Source organism: Cupriavidus nantongensis (genome assembly GCF_001598055.1).
Lineage (GTDB): Bacteria > Pseudomonadota > Gammaproteobacteria > Burkholderiales > Burkholderiaceae > Cupriavidus > Cupriavidus nantongensis.
This window is the reverse complement of record NZ_CP014845.1, coordinates 2336539-2362615: the sequence shown is the minus strand read 5'-3', so window position 1 is coordinate 2362615 and position 26077 is coordinate 2336539. Positions and strand designations below refer to the sequence as shown.

Genomic DNA, 26077 nt, shown 5'->3' with positions numbered 1-26077 from the left:
CGGGCTGGCAATGGCTGCCATGCCGGCCGTGATCCCCTGACCTCACGGAGCCGTCTTCATGAGCCTCTCCGACATGCTGAACATTGCCCTGATGCAGGGCTTTGCCGGGCTGAGCCTGTTCTCGGTGCTGCTGCTGATGGCGCTTGGCCTGGCCATCATCTTCGGCCAGATGGGCGTCATCAACATGGCCCATGGCGAGTTCATGACCATCGGCGCCTATACGGTCTTCCTGGCATCGGCCACGGCCGAACGCCTGGCGCCCGCGTGGATGCCGTACTACTTCCCCATGGCCATCTGCGGCGCGTTCGCGCTTGCCTTCAGCGCGGGCTGGCTGAGCGAGTGGGCGCTGATCCGGCATCTCTACAAACGTCCGCTCGATACCCTGCTGGCCACCTGGGGGCTGTCGCTCGGCATGCAGCAGGCGTTCCGATCCAGCTTCGGGCCCAAGGAAGTCAGCCCGACGCTGCCGGACTGGCTGATGGGCTCATGGACGCCCGCCCCCGGCCTGGATATTCCCATCAACGGCCTGTTCGTGATGGCGCTGACGCTGGGCGTGGCCGGGCTGGTCTGGCTGGCACTGTACCGCTCACGCTGGGGCCTGCGCGTGCGCGCCACCACGGCCAACCGGGCCATGGCCAATGCCGCGGGTATCAACACGCGCCGCACCGACCGGCTCACCTTCGCGATCGGCTGCGGCATCGCCGGCGTGGCCGGCGCCGCGTTCACCACCATCGGCTCGACCGGGCCGACCAGCGGCTCGCTCTACATCGTCGACGCGTTCCTGGTGGTCACGTTCGGCGGCGCGGCCAGCCTCGCTGGCACGGTGGCTTCGGCCTTCGGCATCGCGCAGATGCAATCGGTCTCCGAGTTTTTCATGACGGGGTCGATGGCGCGCGTGCTGACGCTGTTGCTGATCGTGACCATCCTGATGATCCGCCCGCAAGGCTTGTTCGCGCCGGCGGCGCGCCGCTGAATTCCTTTCCAGGGAGCCTGTGATGTCGTCCTCGAAACCCCTTGCGTTGAACCTGCGGCGGCTGCGGCAGCATGCCGGCGCCGAATGGTCCGGCTACGCGCTGCTGGCACTGGTGCTGCTGGTGGCACTGCCGCTCGCGCTGGATGTGTTCCGGCTGAACCTGGCCGGCAAGTACCTCAGCTATGCCTTCGTCGCCGTGGGGCTGGTGATGCTGTGGGGCTATGGCGGTGTGCTGAGCCTGGGGCAAGGCGTGTTCTTCGGCCTTGGCGGCTATGCCATGGCGATGTTCCTGAAGCTCGAGGCCTCTGACCCGAAGAGCACGGCGATCCAGTCCACGCCCGGCATTCCCGACTTCATGGACTGGAACCAGCTGAGCGCGCTGCCCTGGTGGTGGGAGCCGTTCCGCCACCTGCCGCTCGCGCTGGCCGGCGTCGTCGTCATCCCGGTGCTGCTGGCCTTCGTGGTCAGCTTCGCGATGTTCCGCCGCCGTGTCGGCGGGGTCTACTTTGCCATCATCACGCAGGCGGTGGCGCTGATCCTATCGGTGCTGATCATCGGCCAGCAAGGCTATACCGGCGGCGTCAACGGCATTACCGACCTCAAGACCTTGCTCGGCTGGGATATCCGCACCGACAGCGCCAGGCTCATCCTCTACTTCGTCAACGTCGCGCTGCTGTTCGGCGCGATCGCGCTGTGCCGCTGGATCCAGCGCAGCAAGCTCGGCGTGCTGCTGCTGGCCATGCGCGACAAGGAAGACCGGGTGCGCTTCTCCGGCTACGACGTGTCGATGTTCAAGGTGTTCGTGTTCTGCCTGGCGGCGGGCTTGTCCGCCATCGGCGGTGCCATGTTCACGCTGCAGGTGGGATTTATGTCGCCCTCGTTCGTCGGCATCGTGCCGTCGATCGAGATGGTCATCTTCGCCGCCGTGGGCGGGCGCATGAGCCTGGTCGGCGCGGTGTGGGGCACGTTGCTGGTCAATGCCGGCAAGACCTATTTCTCGGAGAGTTTCCCGGATCTCTGGCTGTTCCTGATGGCGGCGCTGTTCATCGGCGTGGTGGTGGCGTTCCCGGACGGGCTGGCCGGCCTCTACCGCAAGTACCTGGCGCGCCGCCGTGCCGACGATCCGCCCGCGCCGGCCGAGGGCATCCCGGCCACGACGGCCTGACGCGCGAGGCAGACACCATGAGCAATACCGACTTCATGCTGGCCGTGGAAGACCTGACGGTTTCGTTCGACGGCTTCAAGGCCATCGACGGGCTCACGCTCTATGTCGACCGCGACGAGCTGCGCGTGATCATCGGCCCCAATGGCGCCGGCAAGACCACGCTGCTGGACCTGGTGTGCGGCAAGACCCGTGCCGGCGGCGGCAGCATCAAGTTTGCCAACCGCGAGATGACGGGGCTGCCCGAGTACCAGATCGTGCGCGCCGGCATCGGCCGCAAGTTCCAGACCCCATCGATCTACGAGAACCTGAGCGTGTTCCAGAACCTGGCGGTGTCGTTTCCGCGCGGGCGCGGCGTGCTGGGCGCGCTGACCTTCCGCACCAGCACGGAGGTGCGCGGGCGCGTGGCCGAGGTGGCGGCGCAGATCGGCCTGGCCGATGCGCTGGAGCGCGAGGCGGCACAGCTGTCGCACGGCCAGAAGCAGTGGCTGGAGATCGGCATGCTGCTGATGCAGGCGCCGCAGCTGTTGCTGCTCGACGAGCCCATCGCCGGCATGAGCGTGCGCGAGCGTGAGCAGACCGCCGCGCTGCTCAGGCGCATCAGCAAGGGCCGCGCCGTGATCGTGATCGAGCACGACATGGATTTCGTCAGGCAGATCGCCGACAAGGTCACCGTGATGCACCAGGGCCGGATCCTGGCCGAAGGGTCGATGGACCAGGTGCAGCAAGACCCGCGCGTGATCGACGTTTACCTGGGCCACTGATGCAGCCATCCCTACGTACGGAGAATCCCCATGCTCACAGTCGATAACGTGGTCGTCAACTATGGCCAGAGCGAGGTGCTGCACGGCGTGTCGTTTGCCGCCGCCCAGGGCGAGACGGTGGCGATCATGGGCCGCAACGGCATGGGCAAGACCACGCTGTTCAAGGCCATGATCGGCATGCTGCCGGTGCGCTCGGGCCAGGTCCGCGTGGACGGCAGGGACGTCGCGCGCGACGAGAGCTATCGCCGCGTGCGCGCCGGCCTTGGCTACGTGCCGCAGGGACGCATGATCTTCTCGCACCTGAGCGTCGAGGAGAACATCCTCACCGGCATGGAGCAAGGCAAGAGCCGCCGCATCCCCGACGAGATTTTCGCGATGTTCCCGGTGCTGTTCGATATGCGCCGGCGCAAGGGTGGCAACCTCTCTGGCGGGCAGCAGCAGCAACTGGCGCTTGCGCGTGCCCTGGTGGCCAACCCCAGGGTGCTGCTGCTGGACGAGCCTACCGAGGGCATCCAGCCGTCGATCATCAAGGACATCGCCCGCGCGCTGAACCAGATCCGCCGCACGCGCGACATCACCATCGTGTTTTCCGAGCAAGTGCTGAGCTTTGCGCTGGAGGTGGCGGACCGCCTGCTGGTCATCGAGGGCGGCCGCTTCGTGCACGAGACCCAGCGCCACAGCACCGATGTGGACCATATCCGGCGACTGCTATCGGTCTGAGCCGGATTCCATTCCTTACCACGCGATCCAACCACGCCACCCAAGGAGGCAACGTCATGACGGACACCCTGATCAAGGTCGACCTGGCCGAATCGCCGTACCAGAACCCCAATGTGCACAACCGCTGGCACCCGGACATCCCGATGGCCTGCTGGGTCAGGCCCGGCGACGACTTTATCCTCGAGACCTACGACTGGACCGGCGGCTTTATCCGCAACAACGATTCGGCCGACGATGTGCGTGACATCGACCTGTCGATCGTGCACTTCCTGTCCGGGCCGGTGGGCGTGCATGGCGCCGAGCCCGGCGACCTGCTGGTGGTGGACCTGCTCGACATCGGCGCCAAGCCGGACTGCCAGTGGGGCTTCAACGGCTTCTTCTCAAAGCAGAACGGCGGTGGCTTCCTGACCGACCACTTCCCGCAGGCGCAGAAATCGATCTGGGATTTCCACGGACTCTATACCTCGTCGCGCCACGTTCCCGGCGTGAATTTTGCCGGCCTGATCCACCCGGGCCTGATCGGCTGCCTGCCGGACCATGCCATGCTGGAGACCTGGAACCGGCGCGAGCTGGATTTCATCGCCACCGATCCGGCGCGCGTGCCACCGCTGGCCAACCCGCCCTTTGCCGCCACCGCGCACATGGGCCGGCTGCAGGGGGAGGCGCGCGACCGTGCCGCCGCTGCCGGCGCGCGTACGGTGCCGCCGCGCGAACACGGCGGCAACTGCGACATCAAGGACCTGTCGCGCGGCGCCAAGGTCTACTTTCCGGTCTATGTCGACGGCGCGGGCCTGTCGGTGGGCGACCTGCACTTCTCGCAGGGCGACGGCGAAATCACGTTCTGCGGCGCCATCGAAATGGCCGGCTGGGTGCATATGCGCGTATCGCTGATCAAGGACGGCATGGCCAAGTACGGCATCCGCAATCCGATCTTCAAGCCCAGCCCGATCACCCCCGGCTACAACGACTACCTGATCTTCGAAGGGATCTCGGTCGACGAGGCCGGCACGCAGCACTACCTGGACGTGCACGTGGCCTACCGGCAGGCGTGCCTGAACGCGATCGAATACCTGACTCGGTTCGGCTACTCGCGCGCGCAGGCGTACTCGATCCTTGGCACCGCGCCGGTCCAGGGGCATATCAGCGGCGTGGTCGACATTCCCAATGCCTGCGCCACGCTGTGGCTGCCGACGCAGATTTTTGACTTCGATATCCGGCCCAACGCCAACGGGCCGGTAAAGATGATCCAGGGCGGCGTGGACCTGCCGCTCGCGCCCGACCTGACCTGAAAACCCAGCGGTGCCCCCCTGGCGGAGATGCAATGCCCACCTACGACTATCGGTGTGAAGATTGTGGCGATTTCGCGGTGATGCGGCCAATGTCGCGGCGCGACGAAGCCGCGGCCTGCCCGCACTGCGGCGCGCTGGCGGCGCGCGCGCTGGTGGCCGCACCGGCGCTGGCCAGCCTGGCGGCGCCGGTGCGCGCGGCGCATGCGATCAATGAGCGCAGCGCGGCCGAGCCCAGGTCATCGTCGGCGCATGGCGCCGGGTGTGGCTGCTGCGGCCCGGTCCGGCTGGCCGGTCGCACGGACGCGGCCAAGGCTTCCGGAGGGCGGCCCTGGATGATCAGCCACTGAGCGCAAGTACCGCCCCGGCGCCGGCGGAAGCGGGCCGCTCAGCGACTACCGGAACGCCGGCTCGTCAAAGCTGCGCAGCTTGCGCGAATGCAGTTGCTCGACGCCGTTCTCGCGCAGGATTCGGATCGCTTCCAGGCCGATGGTCATGTGCTGGCTGACGCGCTGGCGATAGAACGCGTTGGCCATGCCGCGCAGCTTGAGTTCGCCGTGCAGCGGCTTGTCCGATACGCACAGCAGCGTGCCATACGGCACCCGCAGCCGGAAGCCGTTGGCGGCCACCGCCGCGCTTTCCATGTCGATGGCGATCGCGCGCGACTGGTTGAAGCGCGCGTACAGCGCCTTGGACTTCAGCTCCCAGTTGCGGTCGTCGGTCGACACCACCGTGCCGGTGCGCATGCGCGTCTTCATCTCGTTGCCGGACAAACCCGTCACGCGAGCCACGGCTTCCTGCAGCGCCACCTGGATCTCGGCGATCGGCGGCACCGGCACCCACGGCGGCAGGTCGTGGTCAAGCACGTGGTCGTCGCGCACATAGGCGTGCGCCAGCACGTAGTCGCCCAGCTGCTGCGAGCGGCGCAGGCCGCCGCAGTGGCCCACCATCAGCCAGCAATGCGGGCGCAGCACGGCGAGGTGGTCGGTCATGGTCTTGGCGTTGGACGGCCCCACGCCGATATTGACCAGCGTCACGCCCAGCTTGTCGCCGCGCACCAGGTGGTAGGCCGGCATCTGCGGCAGCACGCGCGGGCGCGTGGCGTCGTCGGGTTCGGGTGCGCCCAGGTCCTGCACCACGTCGCCAGGCTCGACGAAGCGCGTGTAGCCGCCGCCGTCGCCATTGCCGTTGCCGCTGCCGTCGCCATTCCCCATCAGCGCGCGCCCCAGCGCGACGAACTCGTCGACATAGCGCTGGTAGTTGGTGAACAGCACGAAGCGCTGGAAGTGCTGCGGCGCCGTGCCGGTGTAGTGGTAGAGCCGCTGCAGCGCCAGGTCCACGCGCTCGGCGGGGAACAGCGACAGTGGCCAGGCTTCGCCCGGCACCGGCTCGTAGGTGCCGTTGGCAATGCCGTCGTCGATGCGGTTCAGCTCCGGCAGCACGAACGACGCTTCCAGCTCGCGCGCCTGGGTGTAGCTGATGTCGGTGGTCGAGGCCTCGATCACGAACGGCAGCGGGATCGGGCGCCGGCTCAGGCCTACCACCACCGGCACGCGGTGATAGCGCATCAGCCGCTCGATCTGGTCGCGGTAGTAGTCGGCCAGCAGGTCGGGGCGCGTCACCGTGGTGCCGTAGACGCCGGGGTACGCCACCGTGCCCCAGGACGGGCGGCTGTCGGTGACCATGGTCTCGATGTTGACCGAGATGCCCAGGTACGGATAGCACGCATGCGCGGCCGAGGGCAACGGCTTGCCGTCGGCGAAGGCATCGAAGCGCGCGCGCACGGCGCCGACCGATGCCTCGTAGATCTCGCGGATGCGGGCAACCGCCGCATCCGCGTCGGTGAACTCGGCGAGCTGGTCGGCCGGATGCGCGGAGGAAAAGACGGGGGCGTTCATGGAGGCCATGATACCGCGCCAGAGCGCCGCGGTGAGCAACGCCCCGGCCCGCCGGCCGCCAAATTGACGCGCCCGCGCCCGCTCGCTACACTCCGCCAATTGCGCGGCACGGCTTGCCGTGCCGTTCTCGACTCGCGGCGCCCCTGGTGGCAAGGGGCGGCGAGGGGCCGTACATGCTTTGCTGGGAGAGCCGCCAATGGAAATCCGTAACCTGTTGCCCGACGACCTCGAGGCAGCCAGACAACTACTGATCGCCAATGGCTGGGCCCACCGGGTCGGCGGCCCCGACAAGTTCGCGCGGCTGGTGGCCAATTCGCAGCGCGTCGCCGTGGCGGTCGAGAAGGGCGAGGTGGTCGGCTTTGCCCGCGCGCTGTGCGACGACGTCTGCGACGGTTTCTTGTCGATGGTAGTGGTGGCGCCCGGCCACCGCCGTCACGGCATCGGCCGCGCGCTGGTGCGGCATATCGTCGGCAGCGATCCCGATATCAGCTGGATGCTGCGCGCGGCGCGCTCGTCCGAAGCCGCCTTCTTCGGCCAGCTCGGCTTTACGCCCTCGATGGTCGCGATGGAGCGGCGCCGGCCCTGAACCTGTCCTGGTCCTGTCCTGACTCTGCCCTGAACCCGCCCGGGCCGGCACCTGCCGCGCTAGCGGTCGTTGCGGATCGGGCCATATTCGGCCGGCACCCAGGTATAGCCGGCGCTGTCGCGGCGCACGTGGCCCAGGCCCGGGAACGGCATGTGCGCGCCCCCCACCCACAGTTTCCCCCTGGCGGCCTGCTCGAGGATGCGCTTGCGCGTGATCACGGCCTGGTTGCTGTCGACGTCGAACTCCATCGCCACCTGCGGGCGGCGCAGCTGCACCGCGTGGTTGTGCACGATATCGCCCCACAGCAGCAGGCTGTCGTTGCCCGAGGTGAACAGGTAGCCGCTATGGCCCGGGGTATGCCCGTTGGCCGGCACCACGCGCACGCCCGGAACCGGCTCGGGAATGGAGCCGCTGCCGGCGCCGCCGTTGAAGGTGCGCAGGCGCTGCGCCGCCTGGTACGGCGCGACCGCGGCCCGCGCCATCGCGAACAGGCCTTGCGCCTCCTTCGGCGCGGCGGCGGCGTTGGCATCGCTCAGCCAGTAATCGAGGTCGGCCTTGTCGACATAGACCGTGGCGTTCGGAAACGCGGCCTTGCCGTCGATGGCCAGGCCGCAGGCATGGTCGCCATGCAGGTGCGTCAGCAGCACGGTATCGACCTGCTCGGGCGCATAGCCCGCGGCGCGCAGGTTCTCGCCGATGCGTCCCAGCGTCGGCCCGAAGCAGCCGGCCGCGCCGGTGTCGACCAGCACCAGGCGGCTGCCGGTATGGACCAGGTAGGCATTGACCGCGGTCTGCATGCCGGGCGTCGACGCCACGAACATGCGCGCCAGCAGGCTCTGCACTTCGCGCGCGCTGGTGTACTTGAACAGCTTGGTGTCCAGGTCGATGTAGCCGTCATAGAGCGCGGTGACTTCGAGCTGGCCGACCATCATGCGGTAGTAGCCCGGCACCTGGGTCTTCTGCTGCGCCGGCGGCGTGGCGGTCTGCGCGCTGGCCACGCCCGCGGCCAGTACGGCGCTGCCCATGGCGATGGCGACGATGGCGCTCGATACTGCCTGGCGCAACGTGAGGCGCGCGCGCCGGCTGAGGGTGGCATGGCCCACCATGGACTGCAGCTTCATATCCTGATCCTGTTCTGGTTGGTGTTATCGAGGAGCAGGCCGGCGCATGGGGGCGCGCGGCCAGCGCATATCTTAGCCGCGCCTTGTCCGACAAGGCCGAAAGGGTCAAAGCGTACCTACTTCTGCGTAAAAAACGGGGCCATGTGCACGCCCATGGGCCCCGTTTTCCATGCATGGGAGCTTGCGCCGCCCGGTTTTTACTCTGGCTGGATATTCGCCGCCTTGATGATGCGGCCCCATTTGCCGGACTCCTGCGACTGGAACTTCGCCAGTTCCGCGGGCGTGCTGGTGAAGATCTCGGTGCCGGTCGACTTGTAGAAGCCGGCGGCAGTCTCGCTGCGCGCGGCCTTCACCATCATTGCGTTGAGCTTGGCCACCACCGGCTGCGGCGTCCCCGCGGGCGCGTAGGCGGCGAACCAGTAGCTCATCTCATAGCCCTTGACGCCGGCTTCATCGATGGTCGGCACCTCCGGCGCCAGCGGCGAGCGGGCCTTGCCCGACACGCCCAGCGCGCGCAGCTTGCCGCTCTTGACCTGCGGCAGGCCGGTGGCGGTATCGGTGATCATCATCTGGATCTGGTTGCCGAGCAGGTCGGTGATCGCGAGCGGGTTGCTCTTGTACGGCACGTGCAGCAGCTGCACCTGCGCCATCTGCTGGAACAGCTCGCCGGCAATGCGCGACGACGAGCTGCCGCTGCCGAAGCTGAGCTTGCCCGGCTGCTGCCGCGCCAGCGCGATGAACTCGCCCACGGTCCTGGCCGGCACCTGCGGATTCACGACCATGATCTGGCCGCCGCGGCCCAGCGCGGTGATGGGCGTGTAGTCCTTGACCGGGTCGTAGGGCAGCTTCTTGAACAGGTGCTCGTTGGCCGCATGCGTGGTGTTGGTGCTGATCAGCACGGTGTAGCCGTCCGGCGCCGCCTTGGCCACGTCGGACGCGGCGATAAAGCCATTGGCGCCGGGCTTGTTGTCGACCACCACGGTGACCTTGCTGTCCACGGTGATGGCTTGGCCGACGGCGCGCGCGAGCTGGTCGGTGGCGCTGCCCGCGGCAAACGGCACCACGAAGCGGATCGGCTTGTCGGGAAACTCGGCCCAGGCCTGGCCCGCGGGCAGGACCAGCGCGAGCGCGGCAACGGCCAGTGGCTTGAAGAGCGGATGCATGTGAGGTCTCCTGTTGAAATCGTTATCGGTGAAGGCAAGGGTTCAAGGGTGGTCCGAAGCCCCCGGCGCGAGCCGCGGCGGCAGCGGGATCTCAAGCTGCAGCAGGCGGAACGACAGCGCCTTGCCGTGGGTGTCGAGGTTGAGCGCATCGTTGACGCCGCCATCGAGCACGCCGTCGAGCACGAAGTTCATCGCCTGCAGCGACGGCACCAGGTAGCGCGTGACCGCCGCAGGCCGGCGCTCGCGAAACAGCGCGCGCACCGCGTCTTCGGTCACGTGCGCGACCAGGTGCTCGAAGTCGCGCGGGTCATAGGCGATCACGCTGATGTTGGAACGGTCGCCCTTGTCGCCGGTGCGGCCATGGGCGAACTGGTAGAGCGCGGCGGTGGCGGGCATGGCGGGCTCCTCAGTCGATGAAGGTAAAGGTGGGCGTGACCGCGGCGCGCGGCACCAGACACGACACCGCGTTCAGCCGCGCGCGCTGCGCCGTGCGCACGCCGCCGCCGCCGGCGGGGCCGCAGGTATAGAGCGCGTTGACCTCGCGCTGCAGCGCCTGCGCCACCGCCAGGTCGTCATGCGCCAGCGCGGCACGCAGGCGCACGTCCTGCGCCTGCGCCTCGTGCGGCTGGGGCTGCGCCAGCATGGCGCCGGCATCGTCGGCGAGCACGCTGAGCACGCCGATCAGGTCGAAGCGGATCGGCGCGTCGTGGCCCAGCATGCGCATGCGCCGGCGCAAGATGTCGGCGGCCAGCCGCGCGCGCGCCGCGGCGTTGGGGCCGGCGTAAGAGATCTCGCCCTCGGCCAGCCAGCCGCCGTGGCTGAACACATTGGCCTTGAGCTGCGCCGGGCGCGGGTGGCCGCGCACGTTGCGCACGGACACGCGGTCCGGGCCCAGCTGCGCCACGGTGACGGCGCCGATGTCGGCCACCACGTCCGGCGTCAGGTAGGCGCATGGGTCGTGGACTTCGTACAGCAGCTGCTCCTTGACCGTGCGCAGGTCGACGCAGCCGCCGGTGTCGGCGGCCTTGAAGAGTTCGATGCCGCCGCCGGCATCGAGCTGCGCGATCGGAAAGCCCAGCGCGTGCACGTCCGGCACCTCCTTGCGGCCCGGATCGGCAAAGTAGCCGCCGGTGACCTGCGCCCCGCATTCGAGCAGGTGCCCGGCCATGGTCGCGGCGGCAAGCCGGTCCCAGTCGTCCCAGGCCCAGCCGAAGTGCGCCATCGCCGGCCCCAACGCCAGCGCCGGGTCGGCCACGCGCCCGCACACCACCACCTGGGCGCCGGCGGCGAGGGCATCGGCAATGCCTTGCGCGCCGATATAGGCGTTGGCGCAGACAAAGCGCTCGGCGTCGAAGGCGTCGCCGAGGATCCCGTGCAGGCGCGCGCGCCCGGGCGCGTCGGACAGGTCGTCGCCCTCGACCACGGCGACGCGCGGCGCGGCCAGGCCCAGTTCGCTGGCCAGCTGCAGCACGCGCCGCGCGGCAGCGCGCGGATTGGCGGCACCGAAATTGCCGACGATGGCAATGCGGTGCTGCAGGCACAGCCCCAGCACCGGCGCCAGCAGCGCATCGAGCAGCGGCTCGTAGCCTTGCGCGGGATCGTTGCGCCGCGCCAGTTGCGCCAGCGCCAGGGTGCGCTCGGCCAGGGTCTCGAAGATCAGCGCGGCCGGCTGCGCCGCGGCGATCAGCGTGCGCACCACCGGCAGCGCGGCATCGGTACGGTCGCCGGAGAAGCCGGCGCCGGAGCCGATCAGCAAGGGAGCAGTCATGGTCGAGTGAGAAATCGGGAGCCAGGAATCGGGCAGGTCGGTCCCATTCTAGGGTGCGCAGGCTCAGCCAAAAAACGGATTATTTGGATTAATCTATCGACTTCCTGGATAGATACGCTGGCCCCATGAACCTGTCGGTCAAGCACCTGCGCGCCTTCGTGGCGCTGGCCACCTACCGCAATTTCACGCGCGCGGCGCGTGCCTGCCACCTGTCGCAGTCGGCCTTCAGCGCGCTGGTGCAGACGCTGGAAGAGCAGGCCGGCAGCCGGCTGTTCGAACGCACCACGCGGCATGTGGAGCTGAGCACCGACGGCGTGCGCTTCGAGCAGGCCGCGCGCCGGCTGCTGGCCGACTTCGAGACCGCGTTCGAAGACCTGCGCGCGCACGCCGAGCGGCGCAAGGGGCGGGTGTCGATCGCGGCGCTGCCCTCGCTCGCGGGGGGCGATTTGCCGCCACTGCTGGCGCAGTTCCGCGCGCGCTATCCGGGCATCGTGCTGGAACTGTTCGACCAGCTTGCCGACGGCTGCATCGAGCTGGTGCGGCAGGGCCGCGCCGACTTTGCGCTGGCGCCCGCGCCGGCGCAGGACGACGACCTGCGCGTCGAGCCGCTGGTGCGCGACACCTTCCACCTGGTGTGCCCGGCGGACCATGCGCTGGCGCGCAAGCGGCGCATCACGCCGGAGATGCTGACGGGGCTGCCGTTCATCCAGCTGTCGCGCACGACCAGCGTGCGCCAGCACCTGGACGCGGCGCTGCATCCGTTGCGGCTGGCCAGCGTGATGGAGGTGGAGCACCTGGCGACGGTGGCGGCGCTGGTGCAGGCAGGCCCGGGCATCAGCGCGGTGCCGTCACTGGCGCTGTTCCAGTTCCGCCGCGAAGGGCTGGCGATCCGGCCGCTGCAGCTGCCGTCGCTGGTGCGCGATATCTGCCTGGTGCGGCTCAAGGACCGCGGCGATTCGGCCGCGGCCGCCGCGATGATCGAGGCCCTGCAGGCGTTCTACCGCGGCGGCAAGGCGCCCGCGCGGCGCTGAATCGCGTGCGCGAGCGGTACGCAGAATTGGGTACGCTTTGAAGAAAAAGCAGCGCGCGATGCGCCAGCAGTGCCTGGGTCAGAAGTGCCCGAGATAGCCGCCGTCGACCGCCAGCACCTGCCCGGTGACATACGACGCCGCCGGCGATGCCAGGAACACCACCGCGCCCGCCACCTCCTGCGGCTGGCCCCAGCGGCCCAGCGAGGTGCGCTGGCGCAGCCACTCGGCCACGCTCTCGTCCTCGACCATGGGCTGGTTCGGCTCGGTGGCGAAGTAGCCGGGGGCGATCGCATTGACGGTGACGCCGTGGCGGCCCAGGTCGGCGGCCATGGCGCGCGTGAGCGCGTCCAGTCCGCCCTTGGTGGCGGGATAGAGCACGTCGCCGGCGCGCGCCACCTGGCCTGCGATCGAGCTGACATTGACGATGCGTCCGTAGCCGCCCTGGCGCATGCGCTGCGCGGCCAGCCGGCACAGCGCGTAGGGCGCCACCAGGTTGGTCTCGAGCATGGCGCGCAGGTCGCCGGCATCGAGCTGCGCCATGTTGCTGCGGTTGCGCGCGCCGGCGTTGTTCACCAGGATGTCGAGCCGGCCGTGGTCGGCATCGATGCGCTCGAAGGCTGCTGCCACGGCGGCCTCGTCGGTGATGTCGAGCACCAGTGCCTCGGCGCTGCCGCCGCGCGCCGCCAGCGTGGCGACGGCCTCGTGCACGCGCGGCGCATTGCGGGCCACCACCAGCACATGGGCACCGGCATCGGCCAGCCCGGCGGCGATCGCCAGGCCCAGGCCCTGCGCGCCGCCGGTCACCAGCGCCACGCGGCCATGCAGCGCGAACGGGGTACGGGAATCGGGGGAAGGGATAGGAGTAGCCATGCGGGCGACTATACCGCAGCGGCCGGCTCCGGGCCCGCACCCACGCGCGCTAGCGGATCAGCTTGCCGGTGGACGACACGATCGACATCTCAACGAACGACGAGCCGGTGTGGCGTGCCGCGCTGTAGCTGATCAGGATGCCGCCGAGGTCATAGTCGCGCATGCCCTCCAGCGCCGCGACCAGCCGCTCGCGGGTCAGCTCGGGGCCGGCGCGGCGCAGGCCTTCGACCAGCACCTTGGCCGACATGAAGCCTTCCATGCCGGCGTTGGACGGCTCCACGCCCTGCTGCTTGGCCAGGCTGCGGTATTCGCTGGCCAGCGTCATCTGGCTGGAGTTGGTGCCCGGCACCACCTGCGTGATGATCAGCCCGCGCGCGTCGTCGCCGAGTTCGCGGATAAAGGCATCGGCGGCGTTGTTGGACAGCGTGACGAACTGCGCCTCGCTGCCGGCGCGGCGCAACTCGCGGATGATGCGCGCCGCCTCCGAGCCCGAGCCGATCACCAGCACCGCCTGCGGATTGGCCTTGTGCATGGCCGCCACGCCCTGGCTGATGTCGCCCATGGGACGGGCGAAGTTGACCGTCGCCGCCGGCTGCACGCCGCGCGCTTGCAGCGCGGTGCTGTAGCCTTCGAGCACGTCCTGGCCGAAGCCGTCGTTGGCGTAGAAGATGCCGATGCGGCTCATGCCCGACGTGGCCAGGTGGTTGATCGCGCGCGCCACTTCGTCCTGGTACTTGGCGCGCACGTTGAAGACGTAGCGGTTCACCGGCCGGTGCAGCGTGATGGCGCCGGTCAGCGGCGCGATCAGCGGCACCTTCTGCGCGGCGATGAGGGGCAGGATGCTTTCGTTCTGCGGCGTGCCGCGTACCATGAACAGCGCGAACACCTTGTCTTCGTCGAGCAGCTTGCGCACGTTGTCGGGGGTGCGTTTGGCATCGAACCCGTCATCGTAGGTGACCAGTTCGATGCGCCGGCCGGCAACGCCGCCGCTGGCGTTGACCGTGCGCAGGTAGACCTGCGCGCCGGCGATCTGCTCCTTGACCGAGCCCGCCACCGGCCCGGTGACGCCGGCCGACTGGCCGATGCGGATAGTGTTGCGGGTCACGCCCGGTTCCGCCTGGGCCATCTGCGCGGCCCACCCCAGCGTGGCGGCCAGCACGCCGCACGCGATCCATTTCGCCTTCATTGTCTCGCCCCCTCCGCCTGGACGGCTGCTTTCGTTATTTTGTGGCGACGCCGCGGACAGGCCCGCGCGCCGTCACGCAAGGTACCGCATGCGTCCGACGCGGGCAAACCGGGAAAACAGGGGGTGTTGCAGCGGCATCACACCGGAACCGGGGGCGGTTCCGGTGCGGACCGGGCGCGCGGCAGGTGGCGCGCGCAGAGAGACATGCGGCGCCACGTGGCGCCAGTCGCCGGCAGGTGCCGGATCAGGGGAACGCCGGCACGGCCGGATCGACGCCGGCGAAGCTGGCTTCCGGATGCGCGTTGCGCAGCAGGGTTTCGATTTCTTCCACGCGGGTGCGCGGCACGTCGACCATCAGCAGGATCTTGCCCGCCTCGATGTCTTTCTCGAACGCGCGCAGCCGGCTGTTGGGCGCCGAACTGCCGATCATGCTTGCGGCCCAGGCCCCGAACACCGCGCCCAGCACCGCCAGCACGCCGACCAGCCCCCACTGCGGAGTGTCGCTGACGATGGGGAACATCGCCACCACCACGCCGGCCACCACGCCCACGCCGCCGCCGACCATCAGGCCCATTTCGGCCGCGTGGACGATGTCGGAAGTCTGGAACAGGTTGGCTTCATGCAGGCCGGTCATGTCGGCACCGTCGCGCGCCACGAAGTGGATGTGGCGGTTCTCGACGCGGGCCAGCAGCAGGTCATCCATGGTGCGTTTGGCACTCGCCAGGTCGGGCAACAACCAGAAGATGCGTTTGCGCATGTCTCTCTCCTTGTACAGGCCGCACCACCGGTGAGGTTTAGGCTGGTCGGAAAGTACCGCTGGCGGCGCGGGGTTATTTCTTTGTACGCCGTTCATGGGGCCAGCGCAAGGCGCGTTTCGGCGCTGGCGTACGGTCCCGGCACACTATCGCTGACATGTGATGCGCACGCGTGTCCCGCCCGGGCGGGGCACGCGTCACGTCTGCATCATGGGCTTCAGAAAGTGATCGGCAGGCGCACATTGACCTGCAGGTCGGGCGTGTCGCGCGTCAGCCCCGCGCCCACCGACAGGTTGAGCGTATAGCGGTTGTTGAAGCGGTACGAATACCCCACCAGCAAGGTGCCCTGGGTAATGCGCACCGAGCCCGGCACGGTCATGCCGTTCTGCTTGGTCGGCCAGATGATGGCCTGGTCATAGCCGATACTGAACGACGCCTTTTCGTTGAGCGACAGCCCCATGCCGAAGCTGAACTCGAAGATGTCGCCCGGCGCGATCTTGCCCAGGTTCTCCTTCTCGCCGTTCAGCACGGTGCGGCTGACGTTGTTGCGCGCAAAGTTGTGCAGGTAGCTGAAGGTGCCGAAGAACACCGCCGGATCGGTCGGCAGCAGCCAGGTGATGCCTGGCTGGATCGCCTGGAAGCCGGTGCCGGTGGGCAGCCCGAGCGGCAGGCCGGTGCCGGTGGTATTGCCCACGCAGCGGGTCACGCAATCGGTCACCACTTCGAACGGATCCTTGCCGGTAGCGGACTTGTAGCGCAGCCAGCCGACAAAGTACGGGATGCGCTCGTTGCCGTAGTTGAGCTGGTAGCGCACCGTCGCCTCGACATCGCCCAGCCCCTTGCCGCTGGAATTGAACACGTTGTCGACCGCAGTGCCGGTGAACACCTCGCGGCTGATGGTCGAGCCCGAAGTCTGCACGTACGGCACCTTGGCCTCGATCTCGAGCCGCTTGGTCACGCCATAGCGCAGCGCGATCGATTCGATATAGGTCGAGGTCTTGACCTCGCGCACATCGATCAGGCCGATCAGGATGGCCGGGATGATCGAGTAGCCGACCAGCGCGACGCGGTTGTTCGACGAATAGCCGTACTGGAAGCCCGGCTCGACCACGAACTTGCCTTCGCCGGTCAGCACCCCGGGCTGGTCGATCAGCGGTGCCACCTCGGGCGGGCGCTGGTCGCTCTCGGGCGGACGGCCCACGGGCTCGTCCACGGCCACCGTCTGCGGGCTGGCGGACTCACCCTGCTGCGCCCCGGGCTGCGGCCCCTGGGCTATGACTTGCTGCGGACTGCTGGCCAGGCCCGGCGCGCCCTGCGTGGCACTGGCGGCCGCTGCCGCGGTGGCGGCATTGGTGGCATTGTCGGCCGGCATCACGCCGGGCCCTGAGCGTTGCCCGCCGCGCTTGGTGGCCAGCACGTCAGTGCCGATCACGCTGCGCAGTTCGCGGATCACTGCCTCCTGCTCGGCCAGCGCCCGCTTCATGGCATCGAGCTGGCTGGCCTGGTCGGCGAGTTCCCTCTGCAGGGTTTCCAGTCCGGCCGCGGGTGGCCCCGCCTCCGGCGGCGTCTGGGCTTGCGCCAGCCCGCCGAGCAACAGCAACGTCGAGCATCCCGCATTGCGGATGCCCTGCATCGACCGCTTCTTCATCACGTCTTCCTCCCCCGGACTGCAGGCTGTTCTGCAGGAGCCTGCGACCTGTACTAACCGCTACCTCGCTAACGGCTATCTCATGCTTGCGGCCCGCAGCAGCGCGTTGTTCAGCGCCGTGTTGGCCAGTTGCGACCGGAAGGCCTGCAGCGTATTGACGCTTGCGTCGATTGTCATCAGGCTCCGGATGCTCTGGTTGTTCAGCGTGTTCTGGATCACGGTCACCGGCGTTCCCGCCAGCGCCCCCACCGATGCGGCATTGCCCGGGCCGTTCTGGATCACGTTCAGCAGCCCGTTGGTCACGACCTGGCCCGTGGCGGTGCTGACGGCTGTCGCCGGCGGGCCAGCGCTCGCTGCCCCCCCGGCACCCGCGGCACCGGCATTTGCAGAAGCAGAAGCAGAAGCACCACCATTGGCCGCTGCCGCACCGCCCGCCTCCGCACCACCCGCAGCCGATGCCGCCGCGCCATTGGTATTGGCATTCATCGCCGCGGCGGCGTCGGCCGTGACCGGATTGCCTGCCAGCGCGTTGGCCACCGCGGCATTGGTGCTGGCCACAATGGCGGGCCCCAGCGTCGCAGCGAGCCGCGCGGCCTGGTCGGCAGTGATGCGGCTGACGTCTGGGATGTTAATGCTGGTAGCGACCACCAGGTCGCCGTTGATGTACACCGCGCGTTCGATACCGAACGAAACTTGCAGCCCGGGCATCTCGAAGCCGCCGCGCATGTCGTCGAGCTTTTCATGTGCCACCGGTTTCCAGCCGGCCATGCTGCCGCGCGCGGCAGCCACAGGGTGGGAGTCGCCGCGCTCGCGCGCGGCCATGGCAGCCTGCGCCGGCGGCGCCGCGGCATCGGCTGTCCCGGGCTGCGGCGGCATGCCGGCCTGTGCCGTGCCGGCGCACGCCAGGCCGGCGCCCAGCACCATCGCCGCGGCCGCCGAGGCGGCGCTGCGTGGCACGGTCGGGGGCGGCAAGGAAGTCTGCAGCATGATGCGTTCCTCAAAAATCTCCGGCGCCATGGCGGGGCATGACCGTGAAGAACAGGTTGTCCCGGTTGACGCCCATCCAGTAAGGACCGCTGGGCGCGACGCGCCAGTCCGCGGCGACATTGAAGCGCGCGCGGTCGGTGCGGTTGTGGATCACGAACAGCAGCTGGCTGTCCCAGATGCGCTCGAACTGTTCGCGCGACATGGCACGCGTGCCGCGCGCCGGATCGCCGACCAGCACGCGGTTGCCCTTCACGCCCTTGACCACCACGAAATGGTGGTAGCCGTTTTCGACGATCAGCACGATCGCCGGCACCTGCGTTTCTTCCAGCTTGGACAGCGGCACCTCGAAGCCATCGGCCTCATAGCCCAGCGCGGCCAGGAAGCGCTTCATGTCCAGCAGCGAGAACCCTTCGGCGCGGATCTTCTGCTGGTCGCCGTTGAGGTACATGTTCTGGAACACCGTGGCCTCGTTGATCGGATGGCCGTACTGGTACGTCAGCAGCGTGGCCACCGCGGCCGAGCCGCAGCTGAAGTCATACTGCTGGCGGATGGTGGACTTGAAGCGCGCCTCGCGGATGCTGGTGACCCTGACGCTGTAGGGTTCGCCGACCGGGCCATACATCGCAGCGTCGGCGGCCTGCGCTTGGGGCACATGCGCCGTGGCCAGCAGCCACGGCACGCACGCCAGCAGGATTCGCAGCGGCTTCATCATTTGAACTGGACGTTGACGATAGTGGCGTTCTGGATCAGCACGTTCGATCCGGAGTTCTGGATCGCGGTGGGAATCCCCGCCGCATTCGAGAACGCGCCTTCCGTGATGTGGTTGGTGCCTGACAAGGTATTGACCGCGGCGTTGTCGGCCACGGTGCCGTGCAGGCGCATATCGTTGACGGTGACCTCCGCACCGCCGCGGACATCGTCCAGCCGCGACACGGATACGGCCCTGGCCGCGCCCGCAAACAGCGCAGCCGGCGTTGGTGCCGGTGCGGCTTCAGCTGGCGCCGCGGTAAGCGCGGCAGCGTCCGCGCGCGCCGCGGCCATCGCGGCCTCCAGCCCTGGCGGCTCCGCGTGGGCCTGCAATGCTGGCCAGGCGAGTAATGCCGCGGCACAGGCGCCGACGGCGAAGCGGACCGGTTGCATGGTGTTCCCCCCCTGCCGGTGCGCCGACTCTCTCCAGTCGGCTGCATGGCAACTTGGCTTGCGTAGGCATGACAGGGCCCGGGCGCCCGCACACAGGATGCGGGCGCCGGTCCTGCCGGCATGACTGCGAAACCGCCGGCCGGTCCCGGGCAAACCCGGGATCCGGCCGCGTTGCGCGTCTTACCTGCCGCCCACGTTGAGGTTGGCCTGCACGTTCACGCTTTGCTGCACCAGCGAGGCCACGCCGCTGTTCTGGCTGGCCATCATGATGCCCGCCGCCGTCTGACCCACGCTGGTCATGGTGTTGGACATGTTGAAGGTGCCTGCGTCGACCAGGTTGTAGCCGCCGTTGCCGCCGGTACCGCCGGCGCCGCCGTTGCCTACGCCGCCCATGCCACCGGTACCGCCAGTGGCTGCGCCGCCGCTGCCGCCGTTGCCGCCGTTGCCGCCGTCGCCGCCGTCACCGGCGGTGGCGCTGCCGTTCGACGCCATCGCCGTGGCCGCGCCCGAGGTCGCCGCCGCGCCGTTGCCGCCGGCACCGCCGGTACTGCTCTGCGCGCCGCCGGCACCGCCGGTGGCCGTGCCGTTGCCAGCCGTCGCGGTCGCGCCCGCGCCGCTCGAGCCGCCCGCGCCGCCAGTGCCGCTGCCGGCGCCGCCGGTCGCGGCCGAGCCGGAGCTGCCGGAGCCGCCCGCACCGCCGGTGGCACCCGCGCCGCCGCCCGTGCCGGTGCCCGCGCCCGCCGTGTTGGTACCGGTCGCGCCGGAACCGCCACCCGCGCCGCCCGCACCGCCGGCATCCATGCCGCGGCCATTGGCATCACCGCCGCTGCCGCCCGCACCGCCGGCCGAACCGGCCAGCCCGCCGAGGGCACCGCTGGCACCCAGTCCGCCGCCGCCGATCGCGCCGGCGCTACCGCCACGGCCGCCCGCGCCAAGCGAGGCGCTCAGCGCACCGCCGCCCTTGCCGTAGGCGTCACCACCGCTGCCGCCCTGGCTGCCCGCGGCGCTGAGCGCGCTGCCGCCCTTGCCATAGGCGCTGCCGCCATCGCCGCCCCAGCCGATCGCGGCGCCGCCATCGCCACCGTCGCCACCCACGGCCCTGCCCGTGGTGGCATCGCCGGCGCGCGCGCCGCCGTTATAGGCAAAGGCCTTGGCGCCCACCGCACCGACCGCGCCGGCAGCACCCGCGCCGCCCACGCCGCCGGCACCGGCGCCGCCGTTGCCGCCGGTGCCGCCCTTGCCGCCGAAGCCGGTGCCGCCGTTGGCATTACCCGTGTTCGAGGCATAGTTGCCGATGTTGTGGACGTTGTTGCCGGTCACCGCGCCGTTGAGCTTGCTGACCGCGATCGCCTTGCTGGTGTTGAAGGAATTGGCGATGCTCGACGAGGCATTGCCGGCGTTGGCGGCGGCATTGCCCAGCCCGCCCTGGTCCAGCGTCAGGCGGGTGCGGTTGTCGGAGTTCGTCTTGCTCTTGTTGTTGGAGTTGGTGCGGTTGTTGGAGTCGTTGGTCGACTTGTCGATCGCTACGTCGACCGCGGTGTTGCGGGTGCTGGTGCGGGTAGTGGTGCTGTGATCGGAGTTGTCCTGGTTGGACGTCGAGTACTCATTGGCCATGGCCCCGGCGCCGCGTTGGTTGGAATTGGCGGTGGCTGACTGATGGCTCCAGCCGTCCGTGTTGTTATTGGTCGGGTTACCCCACGCCGAACCAGCAAAGGCGAGGGCAATCGCCGACGCCAGAATTGTCTTGTTCATACGATGCTCCCAGGAGGATTTCACAGTCACAGCGGCTCTGCTCCTGGCCGGCGCTAATGGAAGAGCGCAACGGCCGGAGGTTCTGGTCAGGCTTGCTGCCAAACCAGCCTGCCCTGCGCATAATCGGTGCCAGCTTCGTCACCCGCGGACGCAAGTCCTTGTATTACAAGGGCCACACGGCGTGCCGGCAGGGTTTTGCCGGATGTTTTGCCGGATCAACATGGGCCCGCGCCGATGTGCCGCCGGGGACATGTCACATTGCTGTGACAGCGGGGTCCCATCGGGTTGTGGCGGTGTTTCGAGGCCAGTCCGGAAAGCCTTGATTTTCAAGGACTTGCAGCGCGCCCTCGGGACTTGCCCTGAGTCCGCCGCCGCGTATCGGCGCTGAAACACGCGCCCGGCGATGCCGCTGCCGCCGCCCGTGTGGGCCGTCCCACATTGCCGGCTTGACGCGACGTTGGCGGCATGGGCAAGCGCAAGCCGCTGCCAGGCCGCCGCGGCGCCCCCGCAACGGGGCGAATCCGGCACAATGCTCGGCGGCCCTGCGGCGGCGCGGCGCGGCGTGACATCCGTGCCGCCCCTTGTCGCGAAAACCCCTCAGCGTTTATCCTCGCTAGGCCCTATGTCTGATTTACAGTACATTAGAGGCATTACAGACTTGTCATCTCTCCACAAGGGAAACCATGAGTGAAGCCGTCGTTCCCCTGTATCACCAGATTTACGTGGTGCTGCGCCAGCAGATCGTCGAAGGCCGCTTCGGCCAGGGCCCCTTGCCCGGGGAGATCGACCTCGCCAAGCAGTTCCACGCCTCGCGCGTGACCATGCGGCGCGTGTTCGACCGGCTGGTGCAGGAAGGGCTGGTGCGCCGCCACCGCGGCCTCGGCACCTTCGTCAACCCGCATCCGGTGCGCCCGGCTGCGGCCGCCGGCGAGGAACGCGGCACCAGCCTGCTCGACAACATCATCGACATGGGCCAGAAGACCTCGGTCAAGGTGATCTCGATCGATGAAGTCCATGCCACGCCCGATGTCGCCGACTCGCTGCAGATCGAGCCGGGCGACCCGGTGGTGAAGATCGTGCGCGTGCGCCACTACCGCAACCGCCCGCTGTCGCACATCACGGTCTACCTGCCGGCGGCGCTGGGCCGCCCGATCACGCGCCAGGCGCTGGAAGAAACCCCGGTGCTGCGGCTGCTCGAAGCGGGCGGAGTCAAGCTCGGCCGCGCCAGCCAGGTGCTGTCGGCCCGGCTGGCCGACGTGGTGGTGGCGCCGCTGCTGGACGTGCCGGTCGGCGGCGCGCTGCTGGCGGTGCGGCGCGTGGTCAAGGACCAGTCCGGGCGCCCGGTGCAGCTGCTGCTGGGCCAGTACCGCCCGGACCGCTACGAATACCGGATGGAACTGTCGCCGGCCGGCGTCGACAGCGCCAACGTCTGGGTCGAGAGCGAAACCCGCCCGGGCTTGCGCGATTGACCTCCGACTGACCCACGACTGACGCACGACTGACGCCACGCGAAATGCCCCGGGCTTGCGTAGCCGGGGGGCGCCGGACCCCGTTCCGCGCCATACTGCGCATCCCTGATCACATCGAGCGAGGACCGCCGCCATGCCTGAATTCCGTCCGTCCAGCCTGACCCGTCTGCCTTCGATTGCGCGCCGCGCCACGATGCGGCGCCTTGCCACGCTCGGCACACTGGCCGCGTGCGCGCTGGCGCTGCCGCTGACGGCGGCCGCGCAGACGCACGGCCAGCCGCAGGCGCCGCTTGCCGGCGGCAAGCCGATCCGGATCCTGGTGGGCGCGCCGGCCGGCGGCACCACCGACACGCTGGCGCGCACCATCGCCCAGGAGATGTCGCAGGAGCTGGGCCAGCCGGTGGTGGTCGAGAACCGCCCCGGCGCCGGCGGCAATATCGCCGCGGACCTGGTCGCCAAGAGCGCGCCGGACGGCAGCACGCTGCTGATGAGCTTCACCAGCCATACCATCAACGCCACGCTGTACAAGAAGCTGCCGTTCGACCCGGTGCAGGACTTCACGCCGATCACGCTGGTCGCCACCGTGCCGAGCGTGCTGGTGGCCACGCCCCGGCTGGCGGCCAACAACGTGCCTGAATTGATCCGCCTGGCGCGCGCGGAGCCGGGCAAGCTGAACTTCGCCATCGGCTCGGTCGGCTCGTCGCTGCACATGGCCGGCGACATGTTCAAGATGATGACCGGCACCTACATCGTCAACATTCCGTACAAGGGCACCACCCCGGCGCTGACCGACGTGCTGGCGGGCCAGTGCGACCTGATGTTCGCCAGCACCATCAACGTGCTGCCGCACGTGCGCGCGGGCAAGCTCAAGGTGCTGGGCGTGACCAGCCCGGCGCCGCTGCCGCAGTTCCCGGGCGCGGCGCCGATCGGCAATACCGTCAAGGGCTTCGAATCGAGCGCGTGGTTCGGGCTGTTCGGCCCGGCCGGCATGCCAAACGAGACCACGCAGTCGCTGTACCAGGCCGCGCGCAAGGGGCTGGAATCTCCCGCCGTGCGCAAGCGCCTGGAGAACGACGGCGCGCAGCCGATGGGCACGCCGCCCGACGCCTTCGCCGCGTTCGTGAAGCAGGACGTCAAGCGCTGGGCGGGCGTGGTCAAGTACTCGGGAGCTTCGCCGGAATGAGCACGCTGCCCGCCACGCTGGCGCAGAAGCTGGTGGCACGCGCCGCCGGGCTGGCGCATGCCGAGCCCGGCACCGTGGTGATCTGCCGGGTCGACCTGGCGATGTCGCATGACTCGAGCGGCCCGCGCCGCGTGGCGCCGCTGCTGCAGGAGCTTGGCACCGGGGTCTGGGACCCGTCGCGCTATGTCGTGGTGACCGACCATTTCGTGCCCGGCGGCGACGCCCAGGCCGAATCGATCCTGCGCTTCACGCGCGACTGGACGCGCCAGGCCGGCGCGCACTTCATCGACGCCGAGGGCATCTGCCACGTGGTGCTGCCCGAGCGCGGCCATGTGCTGCCGGGCCGCCTGATCGTCGGCGGCGACAGCCACAGCCCCACCGGCGGCGCCTTCGGCGCGTACATGTTCGGCGTGGGCGCAACCGAGATGGCCGGCGTGCTCGCCACCGGCGAGATCTGGCTGCGGGTGCCGGACACCATCCGGCTGCAATGGGACGGGCAGCTCGCGCCCGGCGTGTGCGCCAAGGACGTGATGCTGTTCCTGTGCGCGACGCTGGGCATGGGCGGCGGGCGCTACCAGGCGCTCGAATACACCGGCAGCGCCGTCACCGCGCTGCCGATGCAGGAGCGCATGACCCTCACCAACATGAGCACCGAACTCGGCGCGCAGACCGGGCTGGTGGCACCCGACGCGGTCACGCTGGACTGGCTGGCGCAGGCCGGCGTGCCGGCGCAGACGCTGGCCGCGATCGACCTTGAACACTGGCGCAGCGATGCCGGCGCGCCGGTGCTGGCCACGCACCGCTTCGACGCCGCCGCGCTGGCGCCGCAGGTGGCGGCACCGCACTCGCCCGCCAACAGCGCGCCGGTCGGGCAGGCCGCCGGCGAGCCGGTGCAGATCGCCTACCTGGGCGCCTGCACCGGCGCCAAGCTGGAAGACCTGCGCATGGCTGCGCGCGTGCTGCGCGGGCGTCGCGTTGCCGCCGGTGTAACGCTGCAGGTGGCGCCGGCCTCGCGCCGCGACCAGCTGCAGGCCGAGCGGGAAGGCACGCTCGGCATCCTCGCCGATGCCGGCGCGATGCTGCTGCCCAATGCCTGCGGCGCCTGCGCAGGCTACGGCGCGGCGCGCTTCCCGGCTGGCAGCCGCGCGATTGCCTCGACCGCGCGCAATTTCTCGGGCCGCATGGGCGACGCCGGCAGCGCGGTGTGGCTGGGCTCGCCGATGACGGTGGCCGCCAGCGCCGTCACCGGCCGCATCACTGATCCGCGCACGCTGCTGGAGTAACGCGCGGCCCCACCTCGTGCCCGCCGCCGGCGGGACAGTCTTCCCGCATGACCTCTGCTCCCACCCCCTCCCATCCCGTCCCTGCCGGCCGCCTCTGGCGCTTCGGCGACAACATCGACACCGATGCCATGGCCCCCGCCGTGCTGATGAAGGCGCCGCTGCCGGTGCTGGCCCGGCATTGCCTGGCCTCGGTGCGCCCCGAGTTTCCCGGCAGCGTGCGTCCCGGCGACGTGCTGGTAGCCGGCGCCAACTTCGGCATCGGCTCGTCGCGCGAGCAGGCGCCGCAGGCGCTGCGCGAACTGGGCGTGGGCGCGGTGGTGGCGCAATCGTTCGGCGGGCTGTTCTATCGCAACGCCATCAACCTGGGCCTGCCGGTGCTGGTCTGCGCCGACACCAGCCGGCTGATCGACGGCGCGCACGCAGTGCTGGACCTGGATACCGCGCAGTTGCGGCTCGACGACGGCAGCGTGGCGGCGTGCGAGCCGATCCCGGCGTTCCTGCGCGCGATCCTGGCCGCCGGGGGGCTGGTGCCGCACCTGAAGGCGCGCCTGGCGCGCGAACGCAGCGCGCGGGACTGAGCCCGGCGGCGCCGGTCAGGCCGCGGGCGGTGGCGCGGTGCGCAGCAGCGCCAGCGCCTCTTCGTCGCTGGTCTGGCTGAAATCGAGATAGAACGCGCCCACCGCGCCGAAGCTGGGCGGCGTGTTCAGGCAAATCACCTCGTCGGCGGCCGCGGCCAGGCTGGCCAGCCCGTCCTGCGAGCCCACCGGGGTGGCCGCGATCACGCGCGCCGCGCCGGCCATGCGCACGCCTTCTAGCGCGGCGCGCATGGTGGCACCGGTGGCCACGCCGTCATCGACCACGATCACCACGCGTCCGGCGCGGGCCGGCACCGGCTTGCCGCCGCGGTAGCGCTGCTGGCGCCGGGCGATCTCGTCGAGCTGGCGCCCGCGCTCGGCATCGAAGCTGCCGCTGTCGACGGCGCGCCGTGCCCAGGGATCGTCATTGACCACCGTGTGCGGTCCGCCGCCGCCGGCATCGCCCTCCACCACCGCGCCCAGCGCCAGTTCCGGGTAGCCCAGCGCGCCGATCTTGCGCACCAGCAGCACGTCCAGCTGGCCGTCCAGCGCGCGCGCCACCTCGAACGCCACCGGCACGCCGCCGCGCGGCAGCGCCAGCACCAGTGGCGGCTGGCCCAGCTGTGCGGCGCCAAAGCCCAGTCCGGCCAGGTGGCGGCCGAGGTATTGGCCCGCCTCGCGGCGGTCGGCAAAGCACGGGGGCAGGGACATGGCGGTTTCCATGGCAAGGGGACGGCCAGCGCCGGCGGTCCCTCCG

General features: G+C 69.6%; 26 protein-coding genes. 12 read left to right on the top strand and 14 right to left on the bottom strand.

Annotated elements, in window-relative coordinates; genetic code table 11:
* Window positions 1–58 precede the first annotated feature (58 nt).
* From urtB to A2G96_RS31425, 6 genes are read left to right on the top strand one after another with little or no spacing between them, the layout of a single operon-like run.
* Complete coding sequence (gene urtB, locus A2G96_RS31450; protein ID WP_062804010.1) at window positions 59–973, top strand: urea ABC transporter permease subunit UrtB; 915 nt, start codon at window positions 59–61, stop codon at window positions 971–973.
* 22 nt (window positions 974–995) lie between these two features.
* Window positions 996–2138: an urea ABC transporter permease subunit UrtC gene (gene urtC, locus A2G96_RS31445; RefSeq protein ID WP_231909714.1), complete on the top strand. Its 1143-nt coding sequence runs from the start codon at window positions 996–998 to the stop codon at window positions 2136–2138.
* A gap of 17 nt (window positions 2139–2155) precedes the next feature.
* Window positions 2156–2899 (top strand): urea ABC transporter ATP-binding protein UrtD, encoded by a 744-nt coding sequence (urtD, locus tag A2G96_RS31440; RefSeq protein ID WP_062804009.1) that lies wholly within the window; start codon window positions 2156–2158, stop codon window positions 2897–2899.
* Between the two features lie 30 nt (window positions 2900–2929).
* Window positions 2930–3619: an urea ABC transporter ATP-binding subunit UrtE gene (urtE, locus tag A2G96_RS31435; protein WP_062804008.1), complete on the top strand. Its 690-nt coding sequence runs from the start codon at window positions 2930–2932 to the stop codon at window positions 3617–3619.
* A gap of 56 nt (window positions 3620–3675) precedes the next feature.
* A complete protein-coding gene (gene fmdA, locus A2G96_RS31430; protein ID WP_062804007.1) occupies window positions 3676–4908 on the top strand; it encodes a formamidase in 1233 nt (410 codons plus the stop codon).
* 32 nt (window positions 4909–4940) lie between these two features.
* Entirely contained in the window at window positions 4941–5255 is a 315-nt protein-coding gene (locus A2G96_RS31425; protein WP_062804006.1) for a zinc ribbon domain-containing protein, read from the top strand.
* Between the two features lie 45 nt (window positions 5256–5300).
* Here A2G96_RS31425 and A2G96_RS31420 read toward each other — a convergent pair whose 3' ends face one another.
* Window positions 5301–6812, bottom strand: coding sequence for an AMP nucleosidase (locus A2G96_RS31420; RefSeq protein WP_062804005.1), 1512 nt, complete (start codon window positions 6810–6812; stop codon window positions 5301–5303).
* Between the two features lie 187 nt (window positions 6813–6999).
* Between A2G96_RS31420 and A2G96_RS31415 the strand changes: the two genes are divergently transcribed.
* Window positions 7000–7389, top strand: a complete 390-nt coding sequence (locus A2G96_RS31415) for a GNAT family N-acetyltransferase (protein ID WP_062804004.1) — start codon at window positions 7000–7002, stop codon at window positions 7387–7389.
* A gap of 59 nt (window positions 7390–7448) precedes the next feature.
* Here the strand turns inward: A2G96_RS31415 and A2G96_RS31410 are convergent, their stop codons facing one another.
* The 4 genes from A2G96_RS31410 to A2G96_RS31395 all read right to left on the bottom strand — a co-directional run bounded on the left by A2G96_RS31410 (window position 7449) and on the right by A2G96_RS31395 (window position 11441).
* Window positions 7449–8510, bottom strand: coding sequence for an MBL fold metallo-hydrolase (locus A2G96_RS31410; RefSeq protein WP_082819173.1), 1062 nt, complete (start codon window positions 8508–8510; stop codon window positions 7449–7451).
* Window positions 8511–8707: 197 nt separating this feature from the next.
* A complete protein-coding gene (locus tag A2G96_RS31405; RefSeq protein ID WP_062804003.1) occupies window positions 8708–9673 on the bottom strand; it encodes a Bug family tripartite tricarboxylate transporter substrate binding protein in 966 nt (321 codons plus the stop codon).
* Window positions 9674–9715: 42 nt separating this feature from the next.
* Window positions 9716–10069, bottom strand: a complete 354-nt coding sequence (locus A2G96_RS31400; protein WP_062804002.1) for an AtuA-related protein — start codon at window positions 10067–10069, stop codon at window positions 9716–9718.
* Window positions 10070–10079: 10 nt separating this feature from the next.
* On the bottom strand, window positions 10080–11441 hold the full coding sequence (locus A2G96_RS31395; RefSeq protein ID WP_062804001.1) for an acyclic terpene utilization AtuA family protein: 1362 nt from the start codon (window positions 11439–11441) through the stop codon (window positions 10080–10082).
* 125 nt (window positions 11442–11566) lie between these two features.
* Between A2G96_RS31395 and A2G96_RS31390 the strand changes: the two genes are divergently transcribed.
* Window positions 11567–12472 carry a LysR family transcriptional regulator gene (locus tag A2G96_RS31390; protein ID WP_062804000.1) on the top strand — a complete coding sequence of 302 codons (906 nt, stop codon included), beginning with the start codon at window positions 11567–11569 and terminating at the stop codon, window positions 12470–12472.
* A gap of 78 nt (window positions 12473–12550) precedes the next feature.
* Here A2G96_RS31390 and A2G96_RS31385 read toward each other — a convergent pair whose 3' ends face one another.
* The 8 genes from A2G96_RS31385 to A2G96_RS31350 all read right to left on the bottom strand — a co-directional run bounded on the left by A2G96_RS31385 (window position 12551) and on the right by A2G96_RS31350 (window position 20810).
* A complete protein-coding gene (locus A2G96_RS31385) occupies window positions 12551–13342 on the bottom strand; it encodes an SDR family oxidoreductase (RefSeq protein ID WP_062803999.1) in 792 nt (263 codons plus the stop codon).
* Between the two features lie 49 nt (window positions 13343–13391).
* Window positions 13392–14528: an ABC transporter substrate-binding protein gene (locus A2G96_RS31380; protein ID WP_062803998.1), complete on the bottom strand. Its 1137-nt coding sequence runs from the start codon at window positions 14526–14528 to the stop codon at window positions 13392–13394.
* A 244-nt stretch (window positions 14529–14772) separates the two neighbouring features.
* Complete coding sequence (locus A2G96_RS31375; RefSeq protein ID WP_062803997.1) at window positions 14773–15285, bottom strand: hypothetical protein; 513 nt, start codon at window positions 15283–15285, stop codon at window positions 14773–14775.
* Between the two features lie 215 nt (window positions 15286–15500).
* Window positions 15501–16931 (bottom strand): acetate kinase, encoded by a 1431-nt coding sequence (locus tag A2G96_RS31370; protein ID WP_062803996.1) that lies wholly within the window; start codon window positions 16929–16931, stop codon window positions 15501–15503.
* A gap of 75 nt (window positions 16932–17006) precedes the next feature.
* Window positions 17007–17918: a hypothetical protein gene (locus A2G96_RS31365; RefSeq protein ID WP_062803995.1), complete on the bottom strand. Its 912-nt coding sequence runs from the start codon at window positions 17916–17918 to the stop codon at window positions 17007–17009.
* 10 nt (window positions 17919–17928) lie between these two features.
* Entirely contained in the window at window positions 17929–18627 is a 699-nt protein-coding gene (locus tag A2G96_RS31360) for a C39 family peptidase (RefSeq protein ID WP_062803994.1), read from the bottom strand.
* Entirely contained in the window at window positions 18627–19058 is a 432-nt protein-coding gene (locus A2G96_RS31355) for a hypothetical protein (protein ID WP_062803993.1), read from the bottom strand. The genes A2G96_RS31360 and A2G96_RS31355 overlap by 1 nt, the downstream gene beginning before the upstream one ends.
* A gap of 180 nt (window positions 19059–19238) precedes the next feature.
* Window positions 19239–20810: a hypothetical protein gene (locus tag A2G96_RS31350; protein WP_062803992.1), complete on the bottom strand. Its 1572-nt coding sequence runs from the start codon at window positions 20808–20810 to the stop codon at window positions 19239–19241.
* Between the two features lie 683 nt (window positions 20811–21493).
* Here A2G96_RS31350 and A2G96_RS31345 point away from each other — a divergent pair.
* From A2G96_RS31345 to A2G96_RS31330, 4 genes are all read left to right on the top strand, one after another.
* On the top strand, window positions 21494–22279 hold the full coding sequence (locus tag A2G96_RS31345) for a GntR family transcriptional regulator (RefSeq protein WP_062803991.1): 786 nt from the start codon (window positions 21494–21496) through the stop codon (window positions 22277–22279).
* A 133-nt stretch (window positions 22280–22412) separates the two neighbouring features.
* Entirely contained in the window at window positions 22413–23462 is a 1050-nt protein-coding gene (locus tag A2G96_RS31340) for a tripartite tricarboxylate transporter substrate binding protein (protein ID WP_062803990.1), read from the top strand.
* Window positions 23459–24745, top strand: a complete 1287-nt coding sequence (locus tag A2G96_RS31335; protein WP_062803989.1) for a 3-isopropylmalate dehydratase large subunit — start codon at window positions 23459–23461, stop codon at window positions 24743–24745. The genes A2G96_RS31340 and A2G96_RS31335 overlap by 4 nt, the downstream gene beginning before the upstream one ends.
* 47 nt (window positions 24746–24792) lie before the next feature.
* The gene (locus A2G96_RS31330; RefSeq protein ID WP_062803988.1) at window positions 24793–25323 is read left to right on the top strand and encodes a LeuD/DmdB family oxidoreductase small subunit; all 531 of its coding nucleotides are present in this window, start codon (window positions 24793–24795) and stop codon (window positions 25321–25323) included.
* Window positions 25324–25338: 15 nt separating this feature from the next.
* On the opposite strand, the gene A2G96_RS31325 is transcribed toward A2G96_RS31330, so the two are convergent.
* A complete protein-coding gene (locus A2G96_RS31325) occupies window positions 25339–26031 on the bottom strand; it encodes a phosphoribosyltransferase (RefSeq protein WP_062803987.1) in 693 nt (230 codons plus the stop codon).
* Window positions 26032–26077: the final 46 nt, after the last annotated feature.

Bases quoted from the DNA above. Each gene is read 5' to 3' on its own strand.
- urtB (WP_062804010.1), top strand. From the start codon at position 59: ATGAGCCTCTCCGACATGCTGAACATTGCCCTGATGCAGGGCTTTGCC.
- urtC (WP_231909714.1), top strand. From the start codon at position 996: ATGTCGTCCTCGAAACCCCTTGCGTTGAACCTGCGGCGGCTGCGGCAG.
- urtD (WP_062804009.1), top strand. From the start codon at position 2,156: ATGAGCAATACCGACTTCATGCTGGCCGTGGAAGACCTGACGGTTTCG.
- urtE (WP_062804008.1), top strand. From the start codon at position 2,930: ATGCTCACAGTCGATAACGTGGTCGTCAACTATGGCCAGAGCGAGGTG.
- fmdA (WP_062804007.1), top strand. From the start codon at position 3,676: ATGACGGACACCCTGATCAAGGTCGACCTGGCCGAATCGCCGTACCAG.
- A2G96_RS31425 (WP_062804006.1), top strand. From the start codon at position 4,941: ATGCCCACCTACGACTATCGGTGTGAAGATTGTGGCGATTTCGCGGTG.
- A2G96_RS31420 (WP_062804005.1), bottom strand. From the start codon at position 6,812: ATGGCCTCCATGAACGCCCCCGTCTTTTCCTCCGCGCATCCGGCCGAC.
- A2G96_RS31415 (WP_062804004.1), top strand. From the start codon at position 7,000: ATGGAAATCCGTAACCTGTTGCCCGACGACCTCGAGGCAGCCAGACAA.
- A2G96_RS31410 (WP_082819173.1), bottom strand. From the start codon at position 8,510: ATGAAGCTGCAGTCCATGGTGGGCCATGCCACCCTCAGCCGGCGCGCG.
- A2G96_RS31405 (WP_062804003.1), bottom strand. From the start codon at position 9,673: ATGCATCCGCTCTTCAAGCCACTGGCCGTTGCCGCGCTCGCGCTGGTC.
- A2G96_RS31400 (WP_062804002.1), bottom strand. From the start codon at position 10,069: ATGCCCGCCACCGCCGCGCTCTACCAGTTCGCCCATGGCCGCACCGGC.
- A2G96_RS31395 (WP_062804001.1), bottom strand. From the start codon at position 11,441: ATGACTGCTCCCTTGCTGATCGGCTCCGGCGCCGGCTTCTCCGGCGAC.
- A2G96_RS31390 (WP_062804000.1), top strand. From the start codon at position 11,567: ATGAACCTGTCGGTCAAGCACCTGCGCGCCTTCGTGGCGCTGGCCACC.
- A2G96_RS31385 (WP_062803999.1), bottom strand. From the start codon at position 13,342: ATGGCTACTCCTATCCCTTCCCCCGATTCCCGTACCCCGTTCGCGCTG.
- A2G96_RS31380 (WP_062803998.1), bottom strand. From the start codon at position 14,528: ATGAAGGCGAAATGGATCGCGTGCGGCGTGCTGGCCGCCACGCTGGGG.
- A2G96_RS31375 (WP_062803997.1), bottom strand. From the start codon at position 15,285: ATGCGCAAACGCATCTTCTGGTTGTTGCCCGACCTGGCGAGTGCCAAA.
- A2G96_RS31370 (WP_062803996.1), bottom strand. From the start codon at position 16,931: ATGAAGAAGCGGTCGATGCAGGGCATCCGCAATGCGGGATGCTCGACG.
- A2G96_RS31365 (WP_062803995.1), bottom strand. From the start codon at position 17,918: ATGCTGCAGACTTCCTTGCCGCCCCCGACCGTGCCACGCAGCGCCGCC.
- A2G96_RS31360 (WP_062803994.1), bottom strand. From the start codon at position 18,627: ATGAAGCCGCTGCGAATCCTGCTGGCGTGCGTGCCGTGGCTGCTGGCC.
- A2G96_RS31355 (WP_062803993.1), bottom strand. From the start codon at position 19,058: ATGCAACCGGTCCGCTTCGCCGTCGGCGCCTGTGCCGCGGCATTACTC.
- A2G96_RS31350 (WP_062803992.1), bottom strand. From the start codon at position 20,810: ATGAACAAGACAATTCTGGCGTCGGCGATTGCCCTCGCCTTTGCTGGT.
- A2G96_RS31345 (WP_062803991.1), top strand. From the start codon at position 21,494: ATGAGTGAAGCCGTCGTTCCCCTGTATCACCAGATTTACGTGGTGCTG.
- A2G96_RS31340 (WP_062803990.1), top strand. From the start codon at position 22,413: ATGCCTGAATTCCGTCCGTCCAGCCTGACCCGTCTGCCTTCGATTGCG.
- A2G96_RS31335 (WP_062803989.1), top strand. From the start codon at position 23,459: ATGAGCACGCTGCCCGCCACGCTGGCGCAGAAGCTGGTGGCACGCGCC.
- A2G96_RS31330 (WP_062803988.1), top strand. From the start codon at position 24,793: ATGACCTCTGCTCCCACCCCCTCCCATCCCGTCCCTGCCGGCCGCCTC.
- A2G96_RS31325 (WP_062803987.1), bottom strand. From the start codon at position 26,031: ATGTCCCTGCCCCCGTGCTTTGCCGACCGCCGCGAGGCGGGCCAATAC.